29 protein-coding genes are annotated in these 24,105 nt (G+C 75.9%); 17 read left to right on the forward strand and 12 right to left on the reverse strand.

All coding sequences use genetic code 11. The annotated features are described in order from the left end of the window. The first annotated feature begins 114 nt into the window (after window positions 1-114). The 5 genes from ABEA04_RS08990 to ABEA04_RS09010 are packed head-to-tail and all read left to right on the forward strand — an operon-like array spanning window position 115 to window position 4,871. A complete protein-coding gene (locus ABEA04_RS08990) occupies window positions 115-954 on the forward strand; it encodes a UbiA family prenyltransferase (RefSeq protein ID WP_345457202.1) in 840 nt (279 codons plus the stop codon). Beyond that, entirely contained in the window at window positions 951-2,186 is a 1,236-nt protein-coding gene (locus ABEA04_RS08995; RefSeq protein ID WP_345457205.1) for an NAD(P)/FAD-dependent oxidoreductase, read from the forward strand. The genes ABEA04_RS08990 and ABEA04_RS08995 overlap by 4 nt, the downstream gene beginning before the upstream one ends. After that, window positions 2,174-3,271 carry a type III polyketide synthase gene (locus tag ABEA04_RS09000; RefSeq protein WP_345457208.1) on the forward strand — a complete coding sequence of 366 codons (1,098 nt, stop codon included), beginning with the start codon at window positions 2,174-2,176 and terminating at the stop codon, window positions 3,269-3,271. The genes ABEA04_RS08995 and ABEA04_RS09000 overlap by 13 nt, the downstream gene beginning before the upstream one ends. Further along, window positions 3,268-3,804, forward strand: a complete 537-nt coding sequence (locus ABEA04_RS09005) for an isoprenylcysteine carboxyl methyltransferase family protein (protein ID WP_345457211.1) — start codon at window positions 3,268-3,270, stop codon at window positions 3,802-3,804. The genes ABEA04_RS09000 and ABEA04_RS09005 overlap by 4 nt, the downstream gene beginning before the upstream one ends. After that, window positions 3,801-4,871: an NAD(P)/FAD-dependent oxidoreductase gene (locus ABEA04_RS09010; RefSeq protein WP_345457214.1), complete on the forward strand. Its 1,071-nt coding sequence runs from the start codon at window positions 3,801-3,803 to the stop codon at window positions 4,869-4,871. Before ABEA04_RS09005 ends, ABEA04_RS09010 begins: the two co-directional genes overlap by 4 nt. On the opposite strand, the gene ABEA04_RS09015 is transcribed toward ABEA04_RS09010, so the two are convergent. From ABEA04_RS09015 to ABEA04_RS09035, 5 genes are all read right to left on the reverse strand, one after another. After that, window positions 4,837-5,298 carry a hypothetical protein gene (locus tag ABEA04_RS09015; RefSeq protein ID WP_345457217.1) on the reverse strand — a complete coding sequence of 154 codons (462 nt, stop codon included), beginning with the start codon at window positions 5,296-5,298 and terminating at the stop codon, window positions 4,837-4,839. The genes ABEA04_RS09010 and ABEA04_RS09015 overlap by 35 nt on opposite strands. A gap of 10 nt (window positions 5,299-5,308) precedes the next feature. Further along, window positions 5,309-5,458: a hypothetical protein gene (locus ABEA04_RS09020; RefSeq protein ID WP_345457219.1), complete on the reverse strand. Its 150-nt coding sequence runs from the start codon at window positions 5,456-5,458 to the stop codon at window positions 5,309-5,311. Window positions 5,459-5,495: 37 nt separating this feature from the next. Then, window positions 5,496-6,104, reverse strand: coding sequence for a GAF domain-containing protein (locus tag ABEA04_RS09025; protein ID WP_345457222.1), 609 nt, complete (start codon window positions 6,102-6,104; stop codon window positions 5,496-5,498). A 50-nt stretch (window positions 6,105-6,154) separates the two neighbouring features. Further along, window positions 6,155-6,292 carry a hypothetical protein gene (locus ABEA04_RS09030; RefSeq protein WP_345457225.1) on the reverse strand — a complete coding sequence of 46 codons (138 nt, stop codon included), beginning with the start codon at window positions 6,290-6,292 and terminating at the stop codon, window positions 6,155-6,157. Window positions 6,293-6,389: 97 nt separating this feature from the next. Continuing rightward, on the reverse strand, window positions 6,390-7,199 hold the full coding sequence (locus tag ABEA04_RS09035) for an SDR family NAD(P)-dependent oxidoreductase (protein ID WP_345457228.1): 810 nt from the start codon (window positions 7,197-7,199) through the stop codon (window positions 6,390-6,392). Between the two features lie 85 nt (window positions 7,200-7,284). Here ABEA04_RS09035 and ABEA04_RS09040 point away from each other — a divergent pair, with 85 nt between their 5' ends. Both ABEA04_RS09040 and ABEA04_RS09045 read left to right on the forward strand, forming a co-directional pair. Next, window positions 7,285-8,481 carry an NAD(P)/FAD-dependent oxidoreductase gene (locus ABEA04_RS09040; protein WP_345457231.1) on the forward strand — a complete coding sequence of 399 codons (1,197 nt, stop codon included), beginning with the start codon at window positions 7,285-7,287 and terminating at the stop codon, window positions 8,479-8,481. Window positions 8,482-8,581: 100 nt separating this feature from the next. Continuing rightward, window positions 8,582-9,274 carry a helix-turn-helix transcriptional regulator gene (locus tag ABEA04_RS09045; protein ID WP_345457233.1) on the forward strand — a complete coding sequence of 231 codons (693 nt, stop codon included), beginning with the start codon at window positions 8,582-8,584 and terminating at the stop codon, window positions 9,272-9,274. 6 nt (window positions 9,275-9,280) lie between these two features. On the opposite strand, the gene ABEA04_RS09050 is transcribed toward ABEA04_RS09045, so the two are convergent. Beyond that, on the reverse strand, window positions 9,281-9,778 hold the full coding sequence (locus ABEA04_RS09050; protein WP_345457236.1) for a TspO/MBR family protein: 498 nt from the start codon (window positions 9,776-9,778) through the stop codon (window positions 9,281-9,283). Between the two features lie 215 nt (window positions 9,779-9,993). Between ABEA04_RS09050 and rlmC the strand changes: the two genes are divergently transcribed. Beyond that, window positions 9,994-11,157, forward strand: a complete 1,164-nt coding sequence (gene rlmC / locus ABEA04_RS09055; protein WP_345457239.1) for a 23S rRNA (uracil(747)-C(5))-methyltransferase RlmC — start codon at window positions 9,994-9,996, stop codon at window positions 11,155-11,157. A gap of 74 nt (window positions 11,158-11,231) precedes the next feature. On the opposite strand, the gene ABEA04_RS09060 is transcribed toward rlmC, so the two are convergent. Next, window positions 11,232-12,701, reverse strand: a complete 1,470-nt coding sequence (locus tag ABEA04_RS09060) for a protein adenylyltransferase SelO (protein ID WP_345457242.1) — start codon at window positions 12,699-12,701, stop codon at window positions 11,232-11,234. Between the two features lie 18 nt (window positions 12,702-12,719). On the opposite strand from ABEA04_RS09060, the gene ABEA04_RS09065 reads away from it, so the two are divergent. Then, window positions 12,720-13,487, forward strand: a complete 768-nt coding sequence (locus ABEA04_RS09065) for a crotonase/enoyl-CoA hydratase family protein (RefSeq protein ID WP_345457245.1) — start codon at window positions 12,720-12,722, stop codon at window positions 13,485-13,487. Window positions 13,488-13,514: 27 nt separating this feature from the next. On the opposite strand, the gene ABEA04_RS09070 is transcribed toward ABEA04_RS09065, so the two are convergent. From ABEA04_RS09070 to ABEA04_RS09080, 3 genes are all read right to left on the reverse strand, one after another. Beyond that, window positions 13,515-14,114 carry an Hcp family type VI secretion system effector gene (locus ABEA04_RS09070; protein ID WP_345457247.1) on the reverse strand — a complete coding sequence of 200 codons (600 nt, stop codon included), beginning with the start codon at window positions 14,112-14,114 and terminating at the stop codon, window positions 13,515-13,517. Between the two features lie 73 nt (window positions 14,115-14,187). Then, window positions 14,188-15,150, reverse strand: a complete 963-nt coding sequence (locus tag ABEA04_RS09075) for an epimerase (RefSeq protein WP_345457250.1) — start codon at window positions 15,148-15,150, stop codon at window positions 14,188-14,190. After that, window positions 15,147-16,313: an acyl-CoA dehydrogenase family protein gene (locus tag ABEA04_RS09080; RefSeq protein WP_345457253.1), complete on the reverse strand. Its 1,167-nt coding sequence runs from the start codon at window positions 16,311-16,313 to the stop codon at window positions 15,147-15,149. The genes ABEA04_RS09075 and ABEA04_RS09080 overlap by 4 nt, the downstream gene beginning before the upstream one ends. A 126-nt stretch (window positions 16,314-16,439) precedes the next feature. On the opposite strand from ABEA04_RS09080, the gene ABEA04_RS09085 reads away from it, so the two are divergent. From ABEA04_RS09085 to ABEA04_RS09105, 5 genes are read left to right on the forward strand one after another with little or no spacing between them, the layout of a single operon-like run. Further along, a complete protein-coding gene (locus ABEA04_RS09085) occupies window positions 16,440-17,846 on the forward strand; it encodes a hypothetical protein (protein ID WP_345457256.1) in 1,407 nt (468 codons plus the stop codon). A gap of 43 nt (window positions 17,847-17,889) precedes the next feature. Continuing rightward, the gene (locus ABEA04_RS09090; protein WP_345457259.1) at window positions 17,890-18,180 is read left to right on the forward strand and encodes a metal-sensitive transcriptional regulator; all 291 of its coding nucleotides are present in this window, start codon (window positions 17,890-17,892) and stop codon (window positions 18,178-18,180) included. Beyond that, window positions 18,177-18,404, forward strand: coding sequence for a heavy-metal-associated domain-containing protein (locus ABEA04_RS09095; protein ID WP_345457262.1), 228 nt, complete (start codon window positions 18,177-18,179; stop codon window positions 18,402-18,404). Before ABEA04_RS09090 ends, ABEA04_RS09095 begins: the two co-directional genes overlap by 4 nt. After that, on the forward strand, window positions 18,401-19,426 hold the full coding sequence (locus tag ABEA04_RS09100) for a hypothetical protein (protein ID WP_345457265.1): 1,026 nt from the start codon (window positions 18,401-18,403) through the stop codon (window positions 19,424-19,426). Before ABEA04_RS09095 ends, ABEA04_RS09100 begins: the two co-directional genes overlap by 4 nt. Continuing rightward, window positions 19,392-21,665 (forward strand): heavy metal translocating P-type ATPase, encoded by a 2,274-nt coding sequence (locus tag ABEA04_RS09105; RefSeq protein WP_345457268.1) that lies wholly within the window; start codon window positions 19,392-19,394, stop codon window positions 21,663-21,665. The genes ABEA04_RS09100 and ABEA04_RS09105 overlap by 35 nt, the downstream gene beginning before the upstream one ends. A gap of 3 nt (window positions 21,666-21,668) precedes the next feature. On the opposite strand, the gene ABEA04_RS09110 is transcribed toward ABEA04_RS09105, so the two are convergent. Further along, window positions 21,669-22,025 carry a hypothetical protein gene (locus tag ABEA04_RS09110; RefSeq protein WP_345457270.1) on the reverse strand — a complete coding sequence of 119 codons (357 nt, stop codon included), beginning with the start codon at window positions 22,023-22,025 and terminating at the stop codon, window positions 21,669-21,671. A gap of 486 nt (window positions 22,026-22,511) precedes the next feature. After that, window positions 22,512-23,066: a Dps family protein gene (locus tag ABEA04_RS09115; protein WP_345457273.1), complete on the reverse strand. Its 555-nt coding sequence runs from the start codon at window positions 23,064-23,066 to the stop codon at window positions 22,512-22,514. Window positions 23,067-23,154: 88 nt separating this feature from the next. Between ABEA04_RS09115 and ABEA04_RS09120 the strand changes: the two genes are divergently transcribed. The 3 genes from ABEA04_RS09120 to ABEA04_RS09130 are packed head-to-tail and all read left to right on the forward strand — an operon-like array spanning window position 23,155 to window position 24,091. Then, window positions 23,155-23,583 (forward strand): phage holin family protein, encoded by a 429-nt coding sequence (locus ABEA04_RS09120; RefSeq protein ID WP_345457276.1) that lies wholly within the window; start codon window positions 23,155-23,157, stop codon window positions 23,581-23,583. Further along, window positions 23,580-23,783 carry a DUF3618 domain-containing protein gene (locus tag ABEA04_RS09125; protein ID WP_345457279.1) on the forward strand — a complete coding sequence of 68 codons (204 nt, stop codon included), beginning with the start codon at window positions 23,580-23,582 and terminating at the stop codon, window positions 23,781-23,783. The genes ABEA04_RS09120 and ABEA04_RS09125 overlap by 4 nt, the downstream gene beginning before the upstream one ends. Then, complete coding sequence (locus tag ABEA04_RS09130; protein WP_345457282.1) at window positions 23,780-24,091, forward strand: DUF4235 domain-containing protein; 312 nt, start codon at window positions 23,780-23,782, stop codon at window positions 24,089-24,091. The genes ABEA04_RS09125 and ABEA04_RS09130 overlap by 4 nt, the downstream gene beginning before the upstream one ends. Window positions 24,092-24,105: the final 14 nt, after the last annotated feature.

Here is a 24,105-nt window from a genome sequence, read left to right on the forward strand (position 1 = left end):
GGCGTCGGCGCCCGGCTCGTCGGCACCACGGCGACGATCGGGCCGGGTTCTCGTGCGGGTGATGGCACGGGTTGCGTCGGGCCGGACGATGGGGCCGGGGAGGTGGTGACGGCGATGACGACGTCGGTGGTGCGCGGGCCCGCGCGGGCGGGCGGTCGGCTCGGCGCGCTCGCCGCGGCCTGCCACCCCGGCCCTGCCGTCGCGGTCACCCTGGTGGCCGGGCTGCTCGCCGTCGCGGCCGACGCCGGCGCGGTGCGCGTGGCGCTGGTCGTCGCGGCCGTCGGCTGCGGCCAGCTGACCATCGGCTGGGGCAACGACCTGCTCGACGTCGAGCGCGACCGCGCCACCGGACGCCGCGACAAGCCACTGGCCGCCGGCGGGCTCGACCCGCGGTTCGTCGTCCGCTGCCTGGCCGTGGCCGGGCTGGCCTGCGTGGCGCTCTCGCTGGCCTGCGGCTGGCGCAGCGCCGCCGTGCACCTGCTGCTCGTGGTGGCGATGGGCCACCTCTACAACCTCGGGCTCAAGGCGACCGCCTGGTCGTGGGCGCCCTACGCGGTCGCGTTCGGGTCGCTGCCGGCGGTCGCGAGCCTGGCCGCCGACCCGGCGCGCTGGCCGGCGTGGTGGCTGCTCGCCGCCGGCGCCGCGCTCGGCGTCGGCGCCCACCTCGTCAACGCGCTGCCCGACCTCGACGACGACCTGCGCTCCGGCGTCCGCGGCCTGCCGCACCGGCTGGGGGAGCGGGGCTCGCGGTTGCTCGCCGTCGCGCTGTTGGCCGCCGGCTCGGCCGCCGCCGCGCTGGGTCCGGCCGGTGCGCCGCCGGCGTGGGTGGTCGGCGTGCTCGTCGTGGCCGCGGCGCTGCTCGTGGTGGCCGCGGTCGGCCGCGGCCGGGTGCCGTTCCGGGCGGCGGTGGGCCTCGCCGTCCTCGACGTCGTGCTGCTGGTGGCGGGCTCGTGAGCGGCGAGACGCACCACGACCTGGTCGTCGTCGGCGCCGGCCCGGCGGGCAGCGCCACCGCCCTCGGCGCCCTCGCCGTCGACCCGACGCTGCGGGTGCTGCTGCTCGACCGCGCCGACTTCCCGCGCGACAAGTCCTGCGGCGACGGCGTCGCGCCCCACGTGCTCGACGCGCTCGGCGAGGTGGGCGTCACCGGCCTGCTCGACGACTGGACGCCGGTCGCGCGGCTGCGCCTGAGCCGTGACGGCCTCGCCGTCGACCGGGCCATGGTGCGCCCGACCTGGGTGGTGCCGCGCCGCGTGCTCGACGCCCGGCTGGTGGAGGCCGCACAGGCCGCCGGCGCCCGGCTGCAGCGGGCCCGCGTCAAGGGCGTGAGCGCCGGGGCCACCCGCGCCGTCGTCACCACCGCCGACGGTGACGAGCTCACCGCCGCGGTCGCCGTCGGCGCCGACGGCGCGCACTCGGTGGTGCGGCGCGCGCTCGGGCTGGCACCCGGGCCGATGGCGCTCGCCCTGCGCGGCTACGCGCCCGTCGTCCCCGGCACCGAGGGCGCGCAGGTGATCGTCTTCGGCGGCCACGCCCAGCCCGCCTACGCCTGGTCGTTCGACCGCGGCGACGGCCTCGCCAACGTGGGCTACGGCGAGCTGCTGCCCGGCGGCGACCGGCCCCCCACCAGCAAGCAGCGCCTGCGCGAGCGGCTCGACGAGCTGCTGCCCGGCAGCGCCGAGGGCGGCACCGACTGGCTCGGCCACCACCTGCCGCTCTCGCGTCCGCGGTGGCGGCCGACGCCGGGCCGGGTGCTGCTGGCCGGCGACGCGGCCGGGCTGGTGAACCCGATGACCGGCGAGGGCATCTACGACGCCGTCGCCACCGGCATCGCCGCCGGCCGGGCCGCCGCGCACGCCGTCCGCGCCGGAGAGCCCGCCAGCGCCGGACGCCGCTACGCCCGCACCCCCGGACCCGCCCTGCCGCGCCACCTGCGCCACATCGCCGCGGCTGCGGCGCTCTCGCGCTCGGGCCGCGTGCTCGACGCCGGGCTGCGCGCCGCCGTCCGCGACCAGCGGCTCTTCGACGACCTCGTCGAGCTCGGCCTGGCCCACGGCCGGATCACCGCCCGCGTGGCCGGCGGACTGGCCACCCAGCTGGCCGGCGGCCTGGTGGCCGACCTGCGCGGTGCACCCCGAACGCACGCAACCCCGAGACGACGGAGCCCGACGACATGCGCATCCTGAGCGTGCGGGGCACGCTGCCCGAGCACCGCTACCCCCAGTCCGAGATCACCGAGGCCTTCGCCTCCTCGATGCTGCGCGGCAGCGTCGACCGCCGCGTGGTCGAGCGCTTCCACCGCAACGCCGGCGTGGCCACCCGCCACACCGCACTGCCCCTGCCCGACTACGCCGACCTCAGCGACTTCGGCAAGTCCAACGACGCCTTCATCGCCGCCGGGGTGCAGCTGGGCGCGCAGGCGGTGCTCGACGCGCTCGACGCGGCCGGGCTGACGCCGTCCGACGTCGACCTGATCGTCAGCGCCACCGTCACCGGCCTCGCGGTGCCCTCGATCGACGCCCGCGTGGCCGCGATGATCGGCCTGCGCCCGGACGTCGTCCGCGTGCCGATCGTAGGGCTCGGCTGCGTGGCCGGCGCGGCCGGCGTCGCCCGCCTGCACGACTACCTGGTGGGCCACCCCGACGCCGTGGCGGTGCTGCTCTCGGTCGAGCTGTGCTCGCTCACGCTGCAGCGCGACGACGCCTCGGTGCCCAACCTGGTGGCCAGCGGGCTGTTCGGCGACGGCGCCGCCGCCGTCGTGGCGGCGGGCTCGGCGCGCGCGCCCGCCCTGCTGCAGCCCGGTGTCGCGCAGCCGGAGGTGCTGGCCGCCGTCAGCCACCTCTACCCCGACTCCGAGCGCACGATGGGCTGGGACGTCGGCGCCGGCGGCCTCAAGATCGTGCTCGACGCCAACGTGCCCGACCTGGTGCGCCACTACGTCGGCGACGACGTCGACCGGTTCCTGGCCCGGCACGACCTCACCCGCGCCGACCTCGCCTGGTTCGTCGCCCACCCCGGCGGCCCGAAGGTGCTCGAGGCGCTGCAGGACGCGCTCGGCGTCGAGCGCGCGGCGCTGCAGGTCACGTGGGACTCCCTGAGCGCGGTGGGCAACCTGTCGTCGGCCTCGGTGCTGCACGTCATGGCCGACACGCTCGCCGCCGGTCCGCCGCCGGGCACCTACGGGCTGATGCTCGCGATGGGTCCGGGGTTCTGCTCCGAGCTGGTGCTGCTGCGCGCGCCGGCCGCGGGAGAGGTGGAGGCGGCCGCGTGAGCGGTGAGGTGCTGTTCACGGTGCTGGTGCTGGCCGTCGGCCTCGAGCGGCTGGCCGAGCTGGTGGTCAGCAAGCGCAACGCCGCCTGGGCCTTCGAGCGTGGCGGCGTCGAGACCGGTCGCGGTCACTACCCGGTCATGGTCGTGCTGCACACCGGCTTCCTGGCCGGCGCGCTCGTGGAGGTGTGGGTGCGGCGTCCCGACGTGCCGCTCGCGCTCGCCGTCGCGATGCTCGTGCTGGCCGTGGGCAGCCAGGCCCTGCGCTGGTGGTGCATCACCACGCTCGGACGCCGTTGGAACACCCGCGTGATCGTGGTGCCGGGCCTGCCGCTGGTCGACGGTGGTCCCTACCGGTTCCTGCGCCACCCGAACTACGTCGCCGTGGTCGTCGAGGGCGTCGCGCTGCCGCTGGTCGGCGGCGCGTGGATCACCGCGGTCGTCTTCACCGTGCTCAACGCCGCGCTGCTCACCGTACGCATCCGCACCGAGCAGCGCTCGCTCGACGTCGCGGTCGCCGGCGGGGTGCCGGCGTGAGCGTCGACCTGCTCGTCGCCGGCGGCGGGCCCGCCGGGCTCGCCACCGCGCTGCACGCCGTCCGCGCCGGGCTGAGCGTGCGGGTGTGGGAGCCGCGCAGCGATCCGGTCGACAAGGCGTGCGGCGAGGGACTGATGCCCGGCGCGCTGGCGCTGCTGGCCGAGCTGGACGTCGACCCGCCCGGTCACGCGCTGCGCGGCATCCGCTACGTGGGCGGTGGGCGCGCCGCCACCGCCGACTTCGGCGCCGGGCCGGGCCGCGGCGTCCGGCGCACCGCGCTGCACGACGCCCTGGCCCACGCGGTGCGCGAGGCCGGGGTGACGGTCGAGCACCGCACCGCCCGCGAGGTGCGCCAGGACGACGCCGGCGTCACCGTCGACGGCGAGCGCGCCGGCCACCTCGTGGCCGCCGACGGCCTGCACTCGCCGCTGCGCCGCGCCCTCGGCCTCGAGCGCGCACCGCGCGCACGACGCCGCCACGGCCTGCGCCGCCACTACCGGCTCGCGCCCTGGACGTCGTACGTCGAGGTGCACTGGGGCGCGGCGGCCGAGGCTTACGTGACGCCGGTAGCCGACGACCTCGTCGGCGTCGCCGTCCTCACCTCGCAGCGGGCCGGCTACGACGAGCACCTCGCCGCCTTCCCGGCCCTGCGCGAGCGGCTCGCCGGGGCCGAGCCGGACGGCGACGTGCGCGGGGCGGGGCCGCTGCGGCAGCGCACGCGTGCCCGCACCGCCGGCCGCGTGCTGCTGGTCGGCGACGCCGCGGGGTACGTCGACGCGCTCACCGGCGAGGGCGTCGCGCTCGGCCTGGCGCAGGCGCGCGCGGCCGTCGACGCGGTCGCGGCCGGCGACGTCGCGCGCTACGAGCGGGAGTGGCCGCGGCTCACGCGGCGCTACCGGTGGCTCACCGCGGGGCTGGTCGCCGCCACCCGGCCGGCGCCTGCGCGGCGGGCGATCGTGCCGGTGGCGCGGGCCGCACGTCCGGTCTTCGGGCTGGTCGTCGACCAGCTCGCCAGCGGCCACGGCCGCGACGTCACTCGTCCGGACGCCGCGCCGGCGCGAGCGTGACCGAGGCGGCCAGCACCACGAGCGCGCCGGCCCCCAGCTCAGACCACTGCGACAGCGACGTGTCGTGCGGGGCGGCGATCCCGGCGAGGAGCATCGCGGCGCCGCCGAGCCAGGCGAGCCCCGAGCCGAGCCGCGAGTGCCCGGCGACCAGCACCCGGATCGCGCCGAGCAGCACGAGGATGCCGGCCCCCGCCGCCCGCTGACCGCCGACGTCGCCCTCGGCGCCGTCGGTGTAGGCGGCGCCCTGCGAGACGACGAGGTAGGCGCCCGCGAGCAGCAGCACGATCGCGGCGAGGCGCACCGGGCTGGGCGCCGTCCACGGCTGCTCGACGGCACGCCGACGCTCCGCCTGGGAGGCTTGCACCCGCGCCTCGACCGCCGATCCGGCCCCGCGGTCGTGCGGCTCGGGCTCCTCCGGCGGCGTCATGCGGCCGCCCCTAGACCAGCAGGCCGATGACCACGAAGGTGCCACCGACGACCACCAGCAGCACCAGCACTGCCGTCACCATGATCCGGGCCGAGAGGAACTCGCCTCGTCTTCCGCCCGGATCGGTCGACTCGCTGTCGTGCCGGTGCTCGTTGCTCATGGCGTCCGGTACCCGGCCGGGTCGCCGCCCTCGTCGGTCAGCCGGGTGACCCGTCGCCCCCGGCGGCCGGCACCGACGGCGGCAGCCGCACCGTGGCGTCGGCGACCGTGAAGCGGGTGCCGGCCAGCACCGCGACGGTCTGCGCCACGGCGGCGAGGTCGGCCAGGTCGGCCTCGGTGAAGGGTCGCGTCGTGTGCCGGTAGGCGGTCAGGACGCCGATCGGGCCCCGCGCCCCCGGCAGCGGCACCGAGGCGAGGGCGATCGACGGCAGACCGGCCAGCCGTGGCGCGAGCCGCGGCCAGCGCGCGGCCGTGCTGGCGAGGTCGGGCGCCATGACCGTCTCACCGGTGAGCACGGCCTCCGGGCACGGCCCCTGCCACACGCCGAACTGGGCCTCGGCCACCGCCGCGACGGCCGCGTCGGTCGCCGCGAGCACGAACCGCTGCTCGGGGTCGATGACGAGCGAGGCCAAGCACCCGGCGGCCAGGCCGGCGCGGACGGCGGCCGCGCACACGAGCAGCTCGGGGGTGAGCGCCCGCTCGACGTGGTCGGCGAAGCCGGTGCGCCGCTCGTCCGGCAGCTCGACCCACCGGGGTGCACCGCGGGGCGAGCGCACGGCATCGCCGTCGTCGGGCCTGGAGCTCATGGCGCCTCCTCCGGGCCTCCCCGAAGGTACCCGGCCGGTTTAGGTGCGGGCTACCAGCCCCAGAGCAGGGCGATGACGAAGGCCGCCACCGGTCCCAGCCACAGCATGAGCAGGCCGAGGCCCGCCTCCGCGGTCTCGCTGCGCTCCCGCTCGGCGAAGGACCGGCTGGTGGGGGTCATCGAGGTCACGGACCCCACGTTTCCCGCCGTGGTCGAGCCCACCCTCACCCCGAAGTGGACCGTGCCCGACAGTCACCCCTGGGGCTGAGCGGGCCGCACGACGGGGTCAGATCGTCGCGACCGACCCGGAGTCGACGCGGTAGTTCGCGCCGTTGACGAAGCTGGCCCGCTCGCTGCAGAGGAACGCGATGACGGCGGCGACCTCCTCTGGCCGGCCCCGGCGTCCGAGCTCCATGTAGGGGCGCTCCTCCTCGAGGAACGAGGCGATGGCGCCGTCCACGTCGGTGCCCTCCTCCTCGGCCCGCTCCTCCATCATCGCGTCGGTCATCGGGGTGTGGATGAAGGCGGGGGAGACCGAGTTCACCAGCAGCCCCTCGCCCGCATAGCTGCGCGAGAGGCCCTTGGCGAACGACAGCAGCCCGGCCTTGGCGGCGCAGTAGGGCAGCTCGTCGTCGTAGGGCTGGACGGCGTCCTCGGAGTTGACGAAGACGACCCGGCCCCAGCCCCGCGCGCGCAGCGTGGGCAGGAACGCGCGGGTGACGCGGACGGCGGAGAGCAGGTTCACCGTGATGGCCTCGACCCAGGCGTCGTCGTCGATCTCGTGGAAGGGGCCGGTGGCGCCGGTGATCCCGGCGCCGTTGACGAGGATGTCGACCTCGCCGGCCAGGTCGGCGACGGTCTCGGCCAGGCCGCGCGCGGCGTCGTCGGAGTCGAGGTCGCACGGCACGGAGACGGCCGAGGCGCCGACGCCGGCCTCGCCGCGCAGCCACGCCTGCGCGTCGTCGAGGTCGCTGCGCTCCTGGTCGACCATCACCACCTGCGCGCCCTCGGCGAGCAGCAGCGCCGTCGTGTGCCGCCCGATGCCACCCGCGGCGCCGGTGACGACCGCCGTCCTGCCTGCGATACCCAGATCCATGCAGTCCAGCCTGGCGAGACGCGGCGGGCGGGCCGCCACCCGCACAGGTGATCGCGTCACCCCCGCGGCTGCCTAGGTTCGCAGCATGGCTCAGCACTACGACTTCCTCATCGTCGGCGGCGGCATGGTGGCCGACGCCGCGGCCAAGGGCATCCGCGAGCAGGGGGCCGACGGCACTATCGGCATCCTCGGCGAGGAGCCGACGCCTCCGTTCCCGCGGCCCGCGCTGTCGAAGAAGCTCTGGACCGACCCCGACTTCACCCAGGACGACGCCGCCCTGCACACCGACGACGAGACCGGCGCCGAGCTGCACCTCGGCGTGCGGGTCGCCTCGGTCGACCCCGAGCGGCACGAGGTCACCACCGCCGACGGCGAGACCTTCGGCTACGGCCGGCTGCTGCTCGCCACCGGCGGCCACCCGACCCGCGTCGACGGGCTCGAGCCCGGCGACCGCGTGCTCTACTTCCGCACGCTCAGCGACTACCGGCGGCTGCGCGAGCTGGCCGCCGACGACCCGCACGTGGTCGTCGTGGGCGGCGGTTACATCGGCAGCGAGATCGCCTCCGCGCTCGTGCAGCACGGCTGCACCGTGACCCTGGTGCACCCCGGCGAGGTGCTCGGCGACCACGTCTTCCCGGCCTCCCTCGCCCGCAGCTACGAGGGGCTGTTCACCCAGGCCGGGGTGCGGCTGCGGCCCGGCCTGCGGGTCGAGGGCGGCGAGCAGACCGGCGACGGCGTCACGCTGCGCCTCTCCGACGGCTCGGCGCTCGACGCGGACGCCGTCGTCCTCGGGCTGGGCATCACGCCCGCCGGCGACGTGGCCGGCGCCGCCGTGCAGCGCTCCGACGACGGCGGCATCGTCGTCGACGAGCACCTGGCCACCTCGGCCCCCGACGTGTGGGCCGCGGGCGACGTCGCGGAGTACCCCGACCGCATCCTCGGCCGCCGCCGCGTCGAGCACGTCGACAACGCCGAGACGATGGGCGCCACGGTCGGGCGCATCATGGCCGGTTCCGACGAGACCTACGACCACACGCCGATGTACTACTCCGACGTCTTCGACCACGGCTACGAGGCCGTCGGCACCGCCAGCACCGACCTCGAGACGGTGCTCGACGCCGCCGGGGACGGCTATGTCGTCTACTACCTCGACGACGACGCCGTGCGCGGCGTCCTGATGTGGGACGTCTTCTCCGAGACCGGCGTGGACGCCGCCCGCGAGCTGCTCGCGCGCGGCACCCGCCCCGACGACGCGAGCGAGCTGGTCGGCACCGTGCGCTGACCACTGCCGAGGACTGCCGAGCACTGCCGCTCGCTGTCACCCCTACGGGCGAGGCCTCTGGCTTGGACCAGTGCCGTCCGAGCCGATAGACACGTGGGTCGTGACCGAGACCCCCGACGACGACGCCTCGGCCGGCACGGTCCGCACCGCCCGCACCGCCCGCTCGGCCAGCGCCGCCCGCGTGGCCGTTGCCGTGGTGAGTCCGTGGGACGTCGTGGCCGCCGGGCTCTCGGCGCTGCTGCTGCGCCACCCCCAGGACGTCGAGGTGCTCGGCCAGGACTGGCAGGCGTGGGGCCGCGAGCCTGACGTCGTCCTCTACGACGCCGCCGGGCTGCACGAGGGCGACGGAGCCGACCTCGACCGGCTGGTCGGCCACGGCGTGGTGGTCATCGTGGTCTCGCACGACCTGCGCCCCGACCTCGCGTCGCGGGCCCTGGCGCGCGGTGCCGACGGCTTCTTCTCGCTCGGCGTCCACGACGACGAGCTGCTGGCGGCGGTGCTGTCGGGGCGCGACGACGGTGGCCCGGTGGTCGGGTCGAGCCCGGTCGAGGCGGTCGGGACGCGGCTGGGGCACGACGTCGGCCTGACGCCGCGCGAGATCGACGTCCTGACGCTGATCACGCAGGGCCACAGCAACCAGGAGATCGCCGAGATGAGCTACCTGAGCATCAACTCGGTCAAGACCTACATCCGCAGCGCCTACCGGCGCATCGGCGTCACCACCCGCAGCCAGGCCGTCGTGTGGTGCCTGCAGCACGGCTTCGCGGCCGAGCCCGACGCCGTCGCGAGCTAGTCCGCCTCAGTTCAGGACGACGATGCCCGCGTTGAGCGCGGTGGCGAACGCGACCCACGCGGCGTAGGGCGCCAGCAGCCACGCGGCGGCGCGCGAGCGGCGGGCGAACATCGCGATCGTCAGCAGCACCGCGGCCAGCAGCGCCACGATCTCGACCAGCGCGACGGTGTACCAGCCGGCCGCGAAGAACAGCGGCGTCCACGCCATGTTGAGCACCAGCTGGACGCCGTAGACGACGGTCGCGCGGTCGGTGCCCGTGCGGCGCCACGCCAGCCACCCCGCCACGGCGATCATCACGTAGAGCACCGTCCACACCGGCCCGAACAGCCACGACGGCGGCGCGTAGGGCGGCAGGTCGAGCGCGTCGTAGGTCTCGCCCGACGACCCCGCGGCGAGCCCCCCGACCACCGCCACCACGACCACCGCCGCCGCGAACACCAGCAGCGCGGGCCACTGCCGCCCGCCCGTCGGTGCGGAGGTCGGTGCGGGCGCGGTCGTGGTCATGCGTTCCACGGTAGGTCGCGCGCCGCCGCCCGAAAGGATGAGTGGGCGCTGGTGCCGACGCCGGCGCCGCGCCGGGCGGGTCTCGTCGGTCGGCGCACCGGTCGTGTGTCCCTCGCTGGTGCATGGACCGGTGACAGGCACACGACCCCGACCGCCGACCACGACCCCGACCGCCGCCCCCGCCAAGCCCCCCGCGACCTCCGTAGGCTCGACCGGTGCGGTGCGGGTACTTCGAGGCGGGGGTGTGCCGCTCGTGCACCGAGATCGAGACGCCGTACGCCGCGCAGCTGGCCACCAAGCAGCGGCACGCGCGCGAGGCGCTGGCGGCGTGGCCGGACCTCGCCTGGCTCGAGCCCGTCGCGAGCCGGGAGAGCGGGTTCCGCAACAAGGCGAAGCTGGTGGTCGCCGGCACCGTCGAGGCGCCGACGCTCGGCATCCTGGACGCCGAGGGCCGTGGCACCGACCTGCGCCGGTGCGGCCTCTACTCCCCGCGCGCCCACACCCTGCTGCCCGCGCTGGCCGACCTGGTCACCCGGGCGCGGCTGACGCCGTACGACGTGCCGGCCCGGCGCGGCGAGCTCAAGCACCTGCTGGTCACCGAGTCGCCGGACGGTGAGTTCCTGGTGCGGTTCGTGCTGCGCTCGACCGAGGCGCTGCCCCGCCTCGAGCGCGCGCTGCCCGGACTGCTCGCCGCGCACCCCGAGATCGCCGTCGTCACCGCCAACCTGCAGCCCGAGCACAAGGCCGTGCTCGAGGGCGAGCAGGAGGTCGTGCTCACCGAGCGCGCCACGCTGCCGGTCGCGATCGGCGGGCCTGGGGGCGTCGTCCTGCACGTCGGGCCGCGCGCCTTCCTGCAGACCAACACCGACGTCGCGGCCGCGCTCTACGCGCAGGCCGCCGCGTGGGCCGACGAGGTGGCACCCAGCTCGGTGCTCGACCTCTACTGCGGCGTCGGCGGGTTCGCGCTGCACCTGGCCGCCCCCGGACGCCGCGTGCACGGCGTCGAGGTCAGCGAGCAGGCCGTGGCCGCCGCCCGCACGTCGGCCGCCGAGCTCGGCCTCACCGACGTCACCTTCGCCGCCGGTGACGCCACCGCCGTCCCCGACCTCGGCGACGACCTGGCCGCCGACCTCGTCGTGGTCAACCCGCCCCGGCGCGGGCTCGGTGCCGAGCTGTGCGCAGCGCTCGACGCCTCACCGGCCACGACGCTCGTCTACAGCAGCTGCCACGCCGGCTCGCTCGCGCGCGACCTCGCCCGCCTGCCCGGCTGGACGCCGTCCCGCGCCCGGCTGCTCGACATGTTCCCGCACACCACGCACTACGAGACCGCCGTGCTGCTGCGGCGCCCGACCGCCGGGGCGTTCTCGGCCGGTTCCTGACGTTCTCGGCCGGTGCAACGGCCGAGAACGTCAGGAGTCACCGGATCACCGGTGACTCCTGCCGCCGCCCCCGCCTACGTCCCGCAGAACGTGCGGTACGCGGGGTCCTCGGGGCCGGGCTCGGCGTACCGCTCCAGCCCGGGCCGGACGTCGTAGGGCCGGGTGACGGCGTCGAGCAGCCGGCCGACGGGGGCGAGGTCGCCGCCGCCGGCGGCGTCGAGGGCCTCCTCGACGAGGTGGTTGCGGGGCACGTAGGCCGGGTTGACCCGGTCGAGCGCGGCGGCGTCGGGGCCGACGGCGCGCCACCGCTCGAGCCAGGCGTCGATGCCGGGCAGGTCGAGGAACAGCCCGCGCACCGGCTCGGTGTCGCCCCGCGCGGCGGCGCCGAGCCCGCGCCAGAACGAGGTGAAGTCGACGCGCCCGGCCTGCAGCAGCGCCAGCGCGTCGTCGGTCAGCGGGGTGGCGACGGCGTCGTCGAGGCCGTCGGGCAGGGCCAGCTTGCGGCGCAGCCCCGCGGTCCAGTGCGCGGCGTAGCGGTCGCGGAACCCGCCGAGCGCGTCGGTGGCGACCTCGATCGCCCGGGCCTCGTCGGGGTCGAGCAGCGGCAGCAGCGCCTCGGCGAGCCGGGCGAGGTTCCACTCGGTGATCGGCGGCTGGTTGCCGTAGGCGTAGCGGCCCTGGTGGTCGATCGAGCTGAAGACGGTGCCGGGGTCGAAGGCGTCGAGGAACGCGCAGGGGCCGTAGTCGATGGTCTCGCCCGAGATCGTCACGTTGTCGGTGTTCATGACGCCGTGCACGAACCCGAGGTTCATCCACTGCGCCACCAGCCGCGCCTGCACCTCGGCCACCGCCTCGAACAGCGCGAGGTAGGGCGCCCCGGCGTCGGCCGCCGCCGGGTGGTGGCGGGCGATCGCGTGGTCGGCGAGCCGCCGCAGCACGTCGGGCTCGCCCTCGCCGTCGAGCGCGCGGGCGTACTGGAAGCTGCCGACCCGCAGGTGGCTCGAGGCCACCCGGGCCAGCACGGCGCCGGGCAGCGGCCAGTCGCGCTGCACGGTGCGGCCCGTCGCCACCACGGCGAGCGCGCGCGTGGTCGGGACGCCGAGCGCGTGCATCGCCTCGCTGACGACGTACTCACGCACCATCGGGCCGATCGCGGCCAGCCCGTCGCCGCCGCGGGCGAACGGCGTGCGCCCGGAGCCCTTCAGGTGCAGGTCGCGGACGCCGCCGCCGGGGCCGGGCAGCTCGCCGAGCAGCAGCGCGCGGCCGTCGCCGAGGCGCGGTGAGTACCCGCCGAACTGGTGGCCGGCGTAGCCCTGCGCCACCGGGCGCGCGCCGTCCGGCAGCGAGAGCCCGAGCAGGAACCGGACGCCGTCGGGGGAGTGCAGCCGGTCGAGGTCGAGGCCGAGCTCGCGCGCCAGCGGCTCGTTGAGCAGCAGCAGCCGCGGGTCGGGCGCCTCCTCGGCCTGCCAGGCCAGCGCCAGCTCGGGCAGCTCGTCGGCGAAGCGGTGACCGAGCGCGAGCGGCGGGGCCGGGGTCGTGGTCATCTCTGCCAGGCTACGTCGGTGGCCCCCGACCCCGTGCTCACCGAGACCCGCGACGGCGTCCTGGTCATCACCCTCAACCGGCCGCAGGCGCGCAACGCGATCGACGCCGCCGTCGCGCAGGGCCTGGCCGGCGCGCTCGACCGGCTCGACGCGGACGACGACCTGCGCGTCGGCGTGCTCACCGGCGCCGGCGGCACGTTCTGCAGCGGCATGGACCTCAAGGCGTTCCTGTCCGGTGAGGTGCCGGTGGTCGAGGGGCGCGGCCTGGGCGGGCTCACCCAGCGCCCGCCCCGCAAGCCGCTCCTCGCCGCCGTCGAGGGCTGGGCGCTGGCCGGCGGCTTCGAGCTCACGCTCGCCTGCGACCTCGTCGTCGCCGCGGACGACGCCCGCCTCGGCGTCCCCGAGGTCAGACGTGGCCTGGTCGCCGGGGCCGGGGCGGCGATGCTGCTGCCGCAACGCGTGCCGCAGGCGATCGCCCTCGAGCTGCTGCTCACCGGCGAGCCGATCACCGCCTCGCGCGCCGCCGAGCTCGGCCTGGTCAACCGCGTCACCACGCCCGGCCTGGCCCTCGACGGCGCCCTCGAGCTGGCCGCCACCATCGCCGCCAACGGCCCGCTCGCGGTCGCCGTCACCAAGCAGATCGCCCGCTCGGCGCGCGACTGGACCACCGAGCAGGGCTGGCAGGAGCAGGACCGCCTGATGCAGCCGGTCTTCGTCTCCGAGGACGCCGCCGAGGGGGCCGCGGCCTTCGCCGAGAAGCGCCCGCCGGTGTGGAAGGGCCGCTGACCGGGCCCGGACGGCTCGGTGTGCGGCTCAGTCGGTGTAGTACCAGTCGTCGGTCGTGCTCAGGTTGCCGAGGGGATAGGTCCACTCGATGGTGCGGTAGGCGAGCCGGAAGGTCACGACGTCGGGACCGCCGGGCTGCCCGGTGAACCGGTAGTCGACGACGTGCGCGTCACGCAGGTCGATGCGCAGGTACCTGATCTCCTTGGCCCCGTCGGAGCTGCGCCGCCAGAAGCTGAACGCGCAGGTCTTCAGGTTCTCGTTGGTGATCTCGGCCGCGATCAGCTGCGTGGTCGAGCTGTCGACGTTCATGGTGAAGGCGAGCGGCTCGTGCTGGCGGCGCCCGGTCGGTTGGCCCGACGACGGGTCGGTCGGCACGGTGAGCCCGTGCGTCACCTTCGAGATCTCGTAGGTGCCGACCCGGCCCTTGCGGTTCGAACCGCCCTTGATGACGCCCTGCTGCTCGCCCGTGCACTGGCCCGAGAGGGCCCCGCTACCGGCGGCGGACGCCGCGGCGGGCACGGAGGTCAGCGCCTGGGCGCCGCCTCCCGGGCGCAGCAGCAGGAGGGCGGTGGCGGCGAGGGCGAGCGCGACGACGGCGGCGAGGCGCCGCAGGTGGGTGACGGTCATGGCGGCATCGTCCGCGCGGGCACGGGCCGCCGCATGACACCGACGGACTAGTCAGCCCTGACCCCGGCGGGGCTCAGTCGCGCTCGCGCACGCCCCGCACGAGGTCGCGGGCGGCGTCGTCCCACGCGGGGTGCTCGAAGCGGAACCCGTCGTCGAGCAGCCGGCCCGGCACGACCCGGCGGCTCTTCAGCAGCAGCTCGGGGTCGGAGCGCAGCACGAAGGCCCCCAGGCCGGCCATCCACCGGGTCGCCGGCAGCCCCGGCCGCCCGCCCCACGCCCGCCGCAGCGAGCGCATCAGCTCGCGCTGCGGCACCGGCCCGGGCGCCGCGAGGTTCACCGGACCCTCGATTGCGCAGTCGTCGTCGAGCAGGTGGACGACGGCGCGCGCGAAGTCGTCGGCGTGGATCCACGACACGTACTGCCGTCCGCCGGCCACCGGCCCGCCGAGGCCGACCCGGGCCAGCCAGCAGAGGTAGTCGAAGACGCTGCCGCGGTCGGGGCTCATCACCATCGCGGTGCGCAGCGCGGCGCGGCGGGTGCGGGGCGTGTCGGCCTCGGCCTGCGCCTCCTCCCAGCGGCGGGCGATGCGCACGCTGTACTCCCAGTAGAGCGGGACGTCGGGCTCCTCGCCGCCGAGGACGCCGGTGGCCTCGTCGTGCGCCGGACCGAAGGTGTGGGCGTAGATCGTGGCGGTGCTCATCTGCAGCCAGACCCGCGGCGGACGCGCGGCCCGCTCGATCGCGGCACCGACGGCGCGGGCCGAGTCGACCCGGGAGCTCATCATCTCGCGCAAGTTGGCGTCGGTGTAGCGGCAGCTGACCGAGCGGCCGGCGAGGTTGACCACCGCGTCGGCACCGTCGAGCTCGGCCGCCCACGCGCCGACCGTGCGGCCGTCCCACTGCACGTGCCGCACGCCGTCCGGCCCGGGCTCGCGCGCGCTGCGACTGAGGACGACGACCTCGTGCCCCGCCGGCACGAGCGCCCGCTGCAGCACCGCGCCGACGGGCCCGGTGCCACCGGGCAGGACGACCTTCACCGCAGCCCGATCTCGCCGGCCCCGCCCGTGGCGAGCGAGCGGCCGATGACCATGCGCTGGATCTGGTTGGTGCCCTCGAAGATCTGCATGACCTTGGCCTCGCGCATGAACCGCTCGAGCGGGAAGTCGCGGGTGTAGCCGTAGCCGCCGAGCACCTGGACGGCGTCGGTGGTGACCCTCATCGCGAGGTCGGTGGCGACCAGCTTGGCCACGGAGGCCTCGCGCGAGAACGGCTGGCCGGCGTCGCGCAGCCGGGCGGCGTGCAGCGTGACGGCGCGGGCGCTCTGCACGCCCGCCTCCATGTCGGCCAGCAGGAACGCCAGGCCCTGGTGGTCGATGATCGGGCGGCCGAACGTCTCGCGCTCGCGCGCGTAGGCGAGGGCGTGGTCGAGCGCGCCCTGGGCGAGCCCGGTGGCGACCGCGGCGATGCCGAGGCGGCCGGAGTCGAGGCCCTCCAGCGCGATGCGCAGGCCCTGCCCCTCCTCGCCGAGGCGTCGGTCGGCGCCGACGCGGACGCAGTCGAACCGCATCGTGGCGGTGTGGGACGCCGTCAGCCCCATCTTGCGCTCGGGCGGGTCGGCGGTGAGGCCGGCGGCGTCGGCCGGCACCAGGAAGCACGAGATGTCGCCCCGGCCGTCGCCGGTGCGCGCCATGACCTTGTAGAAGTCGGCCTGGCCGCCGTGCGTCGTCCACGCCTTGGCGCCGTCGATGACGTAGTCGTCGCCGTCGCGGCGGGCGGTCGTGCGCATCGCGGCGGGGTCGGAGCCGGCGTGCGCCTCGGAGAGGCAGTAGGCGCCGAGCAGCTCGCCACCGAGCATGTCGGGCAGCCACCGCTCGCGCTGCTCGTCGGTGCCGGCGGTGTAGAGGCCGAAGCAGGCCAGCGCGTGCACGCTGACCCCGACGCCGACCGAGGCCCACACGGCCGAGAGCTCCTCGAGCACCTGCAGGTAGACCTCGTAGGGGACGCCGCCGCCCCCGACGTCCTCGGGGTAGGGCAGGCCCAGCAGCCCGGCCTTGCCGAGCATGCGGAACGCCTCGCGCGGGAACCGCTCCTCGGCCTCGGCGGAGGCGGCCTCGGGCAGCAGCTCCTCGGTGGCGATCTGCCGCACCAGCCGCAGCAGGTCGGCGTGTTCGTCGTGGTCCACGAGACGTCGGGCGGGCATGCCCCGACCCTAGGCACGCCCGCCCGTCGACCCCACATCCCAACCCGCGAGACGCCGGGTGACCCGGCCCCGGCGCTCCGCTCGGCCCTGGCGGCGGCACCCGTCCGGCTGGGAGGCTGGGCGACCGTGATCGGTCGGATCAAGAAGGTGTGGCAGGCCTTCGAGCAGGGCGTCGAGAACGCCAATGCGGCGGCGGCGGGGGAGCCCGATGGCGAGCCGCTCTGGCTCGCCGAGAAGTCGCTGCGCGGCCCCGCGGGCCAGTGGGTCTACGGCCAGCACCTGTCGAAGGAGACCCGCGCGGCGCTGCCCTGCCCGGTCGTGCACGCGCCCGACCGCGACGCGCAGTCCGCCGCCGAGCGGGCCGCGCGCGACGAGGCGCGCACGCCCTTCCTCGCCGCGGACCGCGCGACCGTCGTCGTCACGCGGCTCGGCACCCGCGAGCGGTCGCAGGTCGAGGACGTCGCCGCCGCCCTGGTCGAGCGTGGCCTGGCCGGTCGGCCCGACCTCGTCTTCGGGCTGTACCGGGTGCCCGACCACCTCGACGGCGGCCTCGCCGAGCGTGACCGCCTCGTCGAGTGGGACGTCGTCCACACCGACCTGCCGGCGGGCGCGGACGGCCCGGACGGGACTGCCGGGCCCCCGTCGGTGACCTGGCTCGAGGCGGGGGAGCGCTGGGTCGCGCGCCGGCCGGGCCAGCCGATGGTGCACGACGAGGACCTCGCGCTCGCCCTGCTCGCCGACGCCGGCATCGGCCCCGAGGCGACGTTCGGCCTCGCCCGGTTCCTGGAGGTGCGGCACGTGGCGAGCAGCGACGACCAGGGCGGCTACACCGGCAGCCACGTGACCGGCGTCCACGCGTGGTGCGCCGCCGAGCGGGGTGCCGCCGCCGCGGCGGCCCTCGAGCGGCTGCGCGGCGCCCGTCCGGTCGCGCTCGCGCTCGAGCCGGCCGGCGTGCGCGTCGAGGTGCTCAAATGGGCCGGCGTGCGCGCGGCCGTCGCGCCGGCGAGCGGAGCGCCGTACCTCTCTCCGTCGCCGTTCCCCTACCTGCCGAGCACCCCGCAGGAGCTGCTCGTCTCCTACCTCGACGTGGTGGGGGTGCAGCCGCACGACTGCTACGCGGCGGCGGTGACCGAGGACGTGCCCCGCAGCCTGGACCACCACGCGCGGGTGCTCGGCCTGGACGTCGGCACGAACGTCGGCGAGCAGCGGCCGGCCGTCGACGGACGACGGCACCGGCGCCTCGCCGGGGGCGCGCGCGTCGTCGTGGCCTACCGCGACGCGGCGGCCTACGCCGAGGGTCGCGAGCGGTTCGCGGCCTACGAGCACGAGGTGCTGCGGTCGCAGCTGGCGCGCGGGGCCGAACGTCGTCCGGTCGAGCGGCCCGACGTCGTCGCGCGCCTGCCGGGCGGCCTGCGGCACCTCGCCAAGGCGGTGATCGGCGCGGAGGCGCTCGTCTCGGGCGAGTCGGCCGACGCCTTCGAGCGGCTGCCGCCGCTGCGGTACTGCTGGCCGCCGGAGGGCCACCGCGGCTGACGGTCGCTTGGCTCGGGTACCCTAGGGGGGTATGGTAGGCGGCATGGACCACGGCCCCGGCTACCTCAGCCGCAAGGACGACTACCTCAAGCGCATGAAGCGCATCGAGGGTCAGGTGCGCGGCATCGAGCGCATGATCGAGAACGACACCTACTGCATCGACGTGCTCACGCAGGTCAGCGCCGTCACCAAGGCGCTGCAGGCGGTCGCGCTGGGCCTGGTCGACGAGCACATGAGCCACTGCGTCCTCGACGCGGCGCGCGCCGGCGGCCCCGAGGCCGAGGCAAAGCTGCGCGAGGCGTCCGACGCGATCAGGAGACTGGTGAAGTCATGAGCGAGCAGACCCGCAGCTACACCGTGACGGGCATGACCTGCGAGCACTGCGTGGCCTCGGTGACCGAGGAGGTCTCCGAGATCCCCGGCGTCACCGCGGTCGACGTCGACCTGGCCAGCGGCGCCGTCCGCGTGACCAGCGACGCGCCCGTCTCGGACGACGCCGTCCGCGCCGCGGTCGACGAGGCCGGCTACGAGCTGGTGGAGGGCGGCGCGACGCCGTGAGCACGCCCGTGCGGCTGGCGGTCTTCGTCGCCGCGCTGGCGCTCGTCTTCGTCGGCGCGCTGGGTCTCGGCAACGCCACCGGGCCGGTCGGCCCGGTCGGCGCCGAGCCGCCCGCCCACGACGAGGGCGGTGACCACGCGGACGCCGCCGACGCTGCCCACGCCGCTGACGCCGCCGACGCTGCCGACGCCGGTCACGCCGGTCACGGGGCCGACCCCGCGGCTGCCCCGTCGTCCGCGCTGCCCGGCGGGCTCGCCGTCAGCGCCGACGGCTACACGCTGGCCCTCGACCGGCCGAGCCTCGACGCCGGCCGGCAGCAGCTCGGGTTCCGCGTGCTCGACGCCGCCGGACGCAGCGTCGTCGACTACGACGTCGAGCACGAGCGGCGGCTGCACCTGATCGCCGTGCGCCGCGACCTCACCGGCTTCCAGCACGTGCACCCGCGGCTCGACGCCACCGGCCACTGGCAGGTGCCGCTCGACCTGACGGCGGGGGCGTGGCGGGTGCTCGCCGACTTCACCCCCGCCGGCGGCGAGGGGCTCACCCTCGGCGCCGACCTCGCCGTCCCGGGGCGGGTCGCGGCGCCCGCCGTGGCGCGACCGACGACGTCCGCCCAGGTGGGCGACTACGAGGTCGGCCTCGACGGCGTCCTCGCACCCGGCGAGCCCACCACCCTCACCCTGCGCGTGACCCGCGACGGCGAGCCGGTGACCGACCTGCAGCCCTACCTCGGCGCCTACGGACACCTGGTCGCGTTGCGCGCGGGCGACCTCGCCTACGTGCACGTGCACCCCGAGGACGGCCCGGCCGGGCCCACCATCGCCTTCGGCACCGAGGCGCCCAGTGCCGGCCGCTACCACCTGTTCCTCGACTTCAAGCACGACGGCCTCGTGCGCACCGCCTCGTTCGTGGTCGACGCCGCCGCCCCCGCCGCCCCCGCCGCCCCCGCCGCCCCCGCCGCGACGGCCGACCAGCAGGAGGGGAGCGATGACGAGCACGACGCCGACGACCACGGCCACTGAGACGCGGGAGACCTCGCTCGACCAGCAGGTCGAGCTGACGCTCACCGGCATGACCTGTGCCTCGTGCGCGAACCGCATCGAGCGCAAGCTCAACAAGCTGGACGGCGTCGAGGCGAGCGTCAACTACGCCACCGAGAAGGCGCGCGTGCGCCACGCCGCGCACGTCAGCGCCGACGAGCTCGTCCGCACCGTCGAGGCGGCGGGCTACGGCGCGAGCCTGCCCGTCGTCGAGACCGACGACGACGGCCCCACGGCCGTCGAGGTCGACCCCACCCGCGCGCTGCGCCACCGCGTGCTGGTCTCGGCGCTGCTGACGGTGCCGGTCGTCGTCCTGGCGATGGTGCCGCCGCTGCAGTTCGACGGGTGGCAGTGGATCTCGCTGACGCTGGCCGCGCCCGTGGTGGCGTGGGGCGCGTGGCCGTTCCACCGGGCGGCGTGGACGAACCTGCGGCACGGCGCCGCGACGATGGACACCCTGGTCTCGATGGGCGTGCTCGCCGCGTTCGGCTGGTCGCTCTACGCGCTGCTGTGGGGCACGGCCGGCGTGATCGGCATGACCCACCCGTTCAGCCTGGCCATCGAGCGCACCGACGGGGCGGGCACGATCTACCTCGAGGCCGCCGCCGGCGTCACCACGCTGGTGCTGCTCGGCCGCTTCGTCGAGGCCCGCTCCAAGCGCCGGGCGGGCGCCGCGCTGCGGGCGCTGCTCGACCTCGGCGCCCGTGACGCCGCCGTGCTGCCCGACGGGCCCGGCGGGCGCGAGGTGCGGGTGCCGGCGTCCGAGCTGGCCGTCGGCGACCTCTTCGTGGTGCGCCCCGGCGAGAAGGTCGCCACCGACGGCGTCGTCGAGGACGGCGTCTCGGCCGTCGACGCCTCGATGCTCACCGGCGAGTCGGTGCCGGTCGAGGTGCGCGCCGGGGACGACGTCGCCGGCGCCACGGTCAACGCCGGCGGGCGGCTCGTCGTACGGGCCACCCGGGTCGGCGCCGACACCCAGCTCGCGCAGATGGCGCGACTGGTCGAGGACGCGCAGAACGGCAAGGCCGCCGCGCAGCGGCTGGCCGACCGCATCTCGGGCGTCTTCGTGCCCGGCGTGCTCGTGCTCGCCGTGGCGACGCTCGGCTTCTGGCTCGGCACCGGCGGGGGAGCCGTCTCGGCGTTCACCGCCGCCGTCGCGGTGCTGGTCATCGCCTGCCCGTGCGCGCTGGGGCTCGCGACCCCGACGGCGCTGATGGTGGGCACCGGGCGCGGTGCCCAGCTCGGCATCCTGCTGCGCGGCCCCGAGGCGCTCGAGCGGGCACGGGCCGTCGACGTCGTCCTGCTCGACAAGACCGGCACCGTCACCACCGGCGAGATGAGCCTGCGCGACGTCGTCGCCGCCCCCGGCGAGGACGCCGACCGGGTGCTCGCGCTGGCCGCCGCCCTCGAGCACGCCTCCGAGCACCCGGTGGCGCGGGCCGTCGCGGCCGGCGTCGAGGCGCCGCTGCCGGTGGCGGACTTCGCCAACGTCGAGGGTCTCGGCGTCACCGGCCGCGTCGACGGCGTCGACGGCGTCGACGTGGTCGTCGGCCGCCCCGAGCTGCTGGCCGCCCGGGGGCTGACCACCGGCCCCGACGTCGACGCGGCGCTCGACGGGGCGCGGGCGAGCGGCGCCACGGCGGTGCTGGTCGGCTGGGACGGCGCCGCCCGCGGCGTCCTCGTCGTGGCCGACACGGTCAAGCCCACCTCGGCCGAGGCCGTGGCGCGGCTGCGCTCGCTCGGCCTGACGCCGGTGCTGCTGACCGGCGACCACGAGCGGGTCGCCCGCACCGTGGCCGACCAGGTCGGCATCGCCGAGGTGGTCGCGGGCGTGCTGCCGGCCGACAAGGCCGCGGTGGTGCGGCGCTACCAGGCCGAGGGCCGCGCCGTCGCGATGGTGGGGGACGGCGTCAACGACGCCGCCGCCCTGGCCGCCGCCGACCTCGGCATCGCGCTCGGCACCGGCACCGACGTCGCCATGGAGGCCGCCGACCTCACGATCGTGCGCGGCGACCTGCGGCTCGCCGCGGACGCCGTCCGCCTCGCCCGCCGGACGCTGACCACCATCAAGGGCAACCTGGTGTGGGCGTTCGGCTACAACGTGGCGGCGATCCCGCTCGCCGCCGCCGGCCTGCTCAGCCCGATGATCGCCGGTGCGGCCATGGCGTTCTCGTCGGTGTTCGTGGTGCTGAACTCGCTGACCCTGCGCCGCTTCACCTGAGGCTCAGGAGAGGAACTCGCGACGCCGTCGCGCCAGCCCCACCGCGACGCCCAGGGCGAGGACGCCGCCCAGCCCGGTCTGCACGGCCCGCGCCAGCCGACCGCCGCGCGCCTGGTCGCACGCGTGGACCTCCTCCGGCTCGGGGTCGTCGGTCACGGTCTCCCCGTCGACGCGCACCTCCGCGACTCCGGTGGCGTCGGGCGAGGCCGTCACCGAGCGGCACTCGACGCGCGACTCGCCGAGGTCGACGGCCGGCGAGGTGTAGAGCCCCGTCACCCCCCACCCGAGCAGCACGAGCCCGAGCAGGGCGGGGACGACGACGAGCACGAGGCTCATCGAGCGGGGGACGTTGTCGGCCACGGCCCCTCCCTACCCCGCCCGCCGTCCTCGAACCCGACCCGAAGGTGGGGGCCCCCGACGATGGTCGAGGTGCGAGGAGCCCTGGCGACGAGCCTCGAGACCGCTGGCCGTCAGCGGGAACGTTCGCGTGGACGGCGAGGGGTCTCGAGGCTCGGCCGTGGCCGGCCTCGCACCTCGACCACCGTGGGCCCGCTGAGGCCAGGCCGCCTCCACGGACCCTGAGCTTGTCGAAGGGCCCCGCGCGGGAACGTTCGTGTGGACGGCGAGGGGTCTCGAGGCTCGGCCGTGGCCGGCCTCGCACCTCGACCACCGTGCAGGCGCGGCCCCGACGATGGTCGAGGTGCGAGGAGCCCTGGCGACGAGCCTCGAGACCGCCGGCCCGTCGAGGCCCACGCAGGCGCACGACGTCCGAAATGCACCGACCGCCCCACACGCAGAGCGCGGGGGCGGTCGGGGAAGAGGACTCGGGGAGAGCCGACCGGGAGGTCAGCCGGCGGCGCGCGCCGCCTCCTGTTCGCTGTGGGCGTCGGCGGTGCTCAGGGCGCCGGACTTGTCCTCGAGGTGGGCACGGACGAACCAGTGGAACAGCTCGAGCTTGTCGGTCTGGCCGATCAGCATGTCCTGGGTGACGAGGTCGAGGTCGTCGAGCTCCTTGATCGCGTCGCGGTAGCTCGTGATGACGCCCTGGTAGACGAGGTCGAGCGCGCCGAGGTGGGCCTGCGTGGTGTCGCGGCCGATGGAGTACTCGTCCCAGGTGCGGGCCGCGACCAGCGCGCCCGGCGTGCCGATCGGCGAGCCGCCCAGGGTCGCGATGCGCTCGGCGAGGTCGTCGGCGAACTCGCGCACCTCGTCGACCTGGGGGTCGATCATCTCGTGCACGGAGATGAAGTGGGGGCCGACGACGTTCCAGTGCACGTGCTTGAGGGTCAGGTGCAGGTCGGTGGCCGCGTTGAGACGGTCCTGCAGCAGCTCGACGACCCGCGTGGCGTCGGACTCGCTCATGCCGGGGGTCGTGTACTTCAGCTTGACGGTGTTGGCCATGACTCGAACGTAGCCACGCCCTCGGGGCAGCCTGCCCACCGGAAGGGGTGGATCCGCTCGGCCCCACGCATCACTAGCGTCGATCGACATGAGCGACCCGTCATCCACGTCCGCCGATCCCGGCCGCGACGTCAGCACGGGCGAGCTGATCTCTCGGGTGTCGCAGCAGTCGAGCCAGCTGGTCCGTGACGAGATCCGGCTGGCCCAGGTCGAGACCGCCGCGAAGGTCAAGCACGGCGTCATGGGTGCGGCCGAGTTCGGCGTCGCCGGCGTCCTGGCGCTCTACGGACTCCTGTTCGTCTTCGTCACCATCGCCCTGGCCCTCGCCGAGGCGGTGCCGGGCTGGCTCGCGTCGCTGATCGTGACCGTGCTGATCTTCGCGGTCGCCGGCGTCGCGGCCCTGTTGGGCAAGAAGCAGATGGGGGAGGTCGCCCCGGTCGTGCCCGAGCGGGCCGTCGAGGGACTGAAGGCCGACGTCGAGACCCTGCGGGGCGGCAGTGAGGGGACCAAGCCATGAGTGACCCGGAGGCCGAGCGCCTCAAGGCCGAGATCGAGAAGACGCGTGAGGACCTCGCGAGCACCGTCGACCAGCTGACCTCGCGGCTCGACACTCGCAAGCAGCAGGCCAAGACCGGGCTGACCTACGCCGGTGCCGCGGTCGGCGCGGCGCTCGCCGTCCTCGTGGTCGTCAAGATCGTCAAGCGGGTCCGGTCGTGAGCGCCCAGCGCGCCAAGGTCGAAGACTCCGGCTCCAAGGCCGCCCGCATCCTCTACAAGCCGTGGGGGGTCGTCGGCAGCATCCTGGCCGGCCTCATCGCCCGGCAGATCTTCCAGCGGGTGGCGACCAAGGTCGTGCCGGTCGACTCCGACGACCCGCCCAAGCCGCTGGAGTCGGAGTACCGGCTCAAGGAGATCCTTGTCACCGCCCTCATCCAGGGCGCGATCTTCGCCGTCGTGAAGGCGCTGTTCCAGCGCGGGTCGGCGCGCGCCTTCCAGCGCTGGACCGGCGAGTGGCCGGGCGACTGACGCCGCGTCGACGG

The organism is Nocardioides marinquilinus (assembly GCF_039543705.1).
GTDB classification, from domain to species: Bacteria; Actinomycetota; Actinomycetes; order Propionibacteriales; family Nocardioidaceae; genus Nocardioides; species Nocardioides marinquilinus.

Bases quoted from the DNA above. Each gene is read 5' to 3' on its own strand.
- ABEA04_RS08990 (WP_345457202.1), top strand. From the start codon at position 115: ATGACGACGTCGGTGGTGCGCGGGCCCGCGCGGGCGGGCGGTCGGCTC.
- ABEA04_RS09000 (WP_345457208.1), top strand. From the start codon at position 2,174: ATGCGCATCCTGAGCGTGCGGGGCACGCTGCCCGAGCACCGCTACCCC.
- ABEA04_RS09015 (WP_345457217.1), bottom strand. From the start codon at position 5,298: ATGACGCCGCCGGAGGAGCCCGAGCCGCACGACCGCGGGGCCGGATCG.
- ABEA04_RS09020 (WP_345457219.1), bottom strand. From the start codon at position 5,458: ATGAGCAACGAGCACCGGCACGACAGCGAGTCGACCGATCCGGGCGGA.
- ABEA04_RS09025 (WP_345457222.1), bottom strand. From the start codon at position 6,104: ATGAGCTCCAGGCCCGACGACGGCGATGCCGTGCGCTCGCCCCGCGGT.
- ABEA04_RS09035 (WP_345457228.1), bottom strand. From the start codon at position 7,199: ATGGATCTGGGTATCGCAGGCAGGACGGCGGTCGTCACCGGCGCCGCG.
- ABEA04_RS09040 (WP_345457231.1), top strand. From the start codon at position 7,285: ATGGCTCAGCACTACGACTTCCTCATCGTCGGCGGCGGCATGGTGGCC.
- ABEA04_RS09050 (WP_345457236.1), bottom strand. From the start codon at position 9,778: ATGACCACGACCGCGCCCGCACCGACCTCCGCACCGACGGGCGGGCGG.
- ABEA04_RS09060 (WP_345457242.1), bottom strand. From the start codon at position 12,701: ATGACCACGACCCCGGCCCCGCCGCTCGCGCTCGGTCACCGCTTCGCC.
- ABEA04_RS09070 (WP_345457247.1), bottom strand. From the start codon at position 14,114: ATGACCGTCACCCACCTGCGGCGCCTCGCCGCCGTCGTCGCGCTCGCC.
- ABEA04_RS09080 (WP_345457253.1), bottom strand. From the start codon at position 16,313: ATGCCCGCCCGACGTCTCGTGGACCACGACGAACACGCCGACCTGCTG.
- ABEA04_RS09090 (WP_345457259.1), top strand. From the start codon at position 17,890: ATGGACCACGGCCCCGGCTACCTCAGCCGCAAGGACGACTACCTCAAG.
- ABEA04_RS09095 (WP_345457262.1), top strand. From the start codon at position 18,177: ATGAGCGAGCAGACCCGCAGCTACACCGTGACGGGCATGACCTGCGAG.
- ABEA04_RS09105 (WP_345457268.1), top strand. From the start codon at position 19,392: ATGACGAGCACGACGCCGACGACCACGGCCACTGAGACGCGGGAGACC.
- ABEA04_RS09115 (WP_345457273.1), bottom strand. From the start codon at position 23,066: ATGGCCAACACCGTCAAGCTGAAGTACACGACCCCCGGCATGAGCGAG.
- ABEA04_RS09120 (WP_345457276.1), top strand. From the start codon at position 23,155: ATGAGCGACCCGTCATCCACGTCCGCCGATCCCGGCCGCGACGTCAGC.
- ABEA04_RS09125 (WP_345457279.1), top strand. From the start codon at position 23,580: ATGAGTGACCCGGAGGCCGAGCGCCTCAAGGCCGAGATCGAGAAGACG.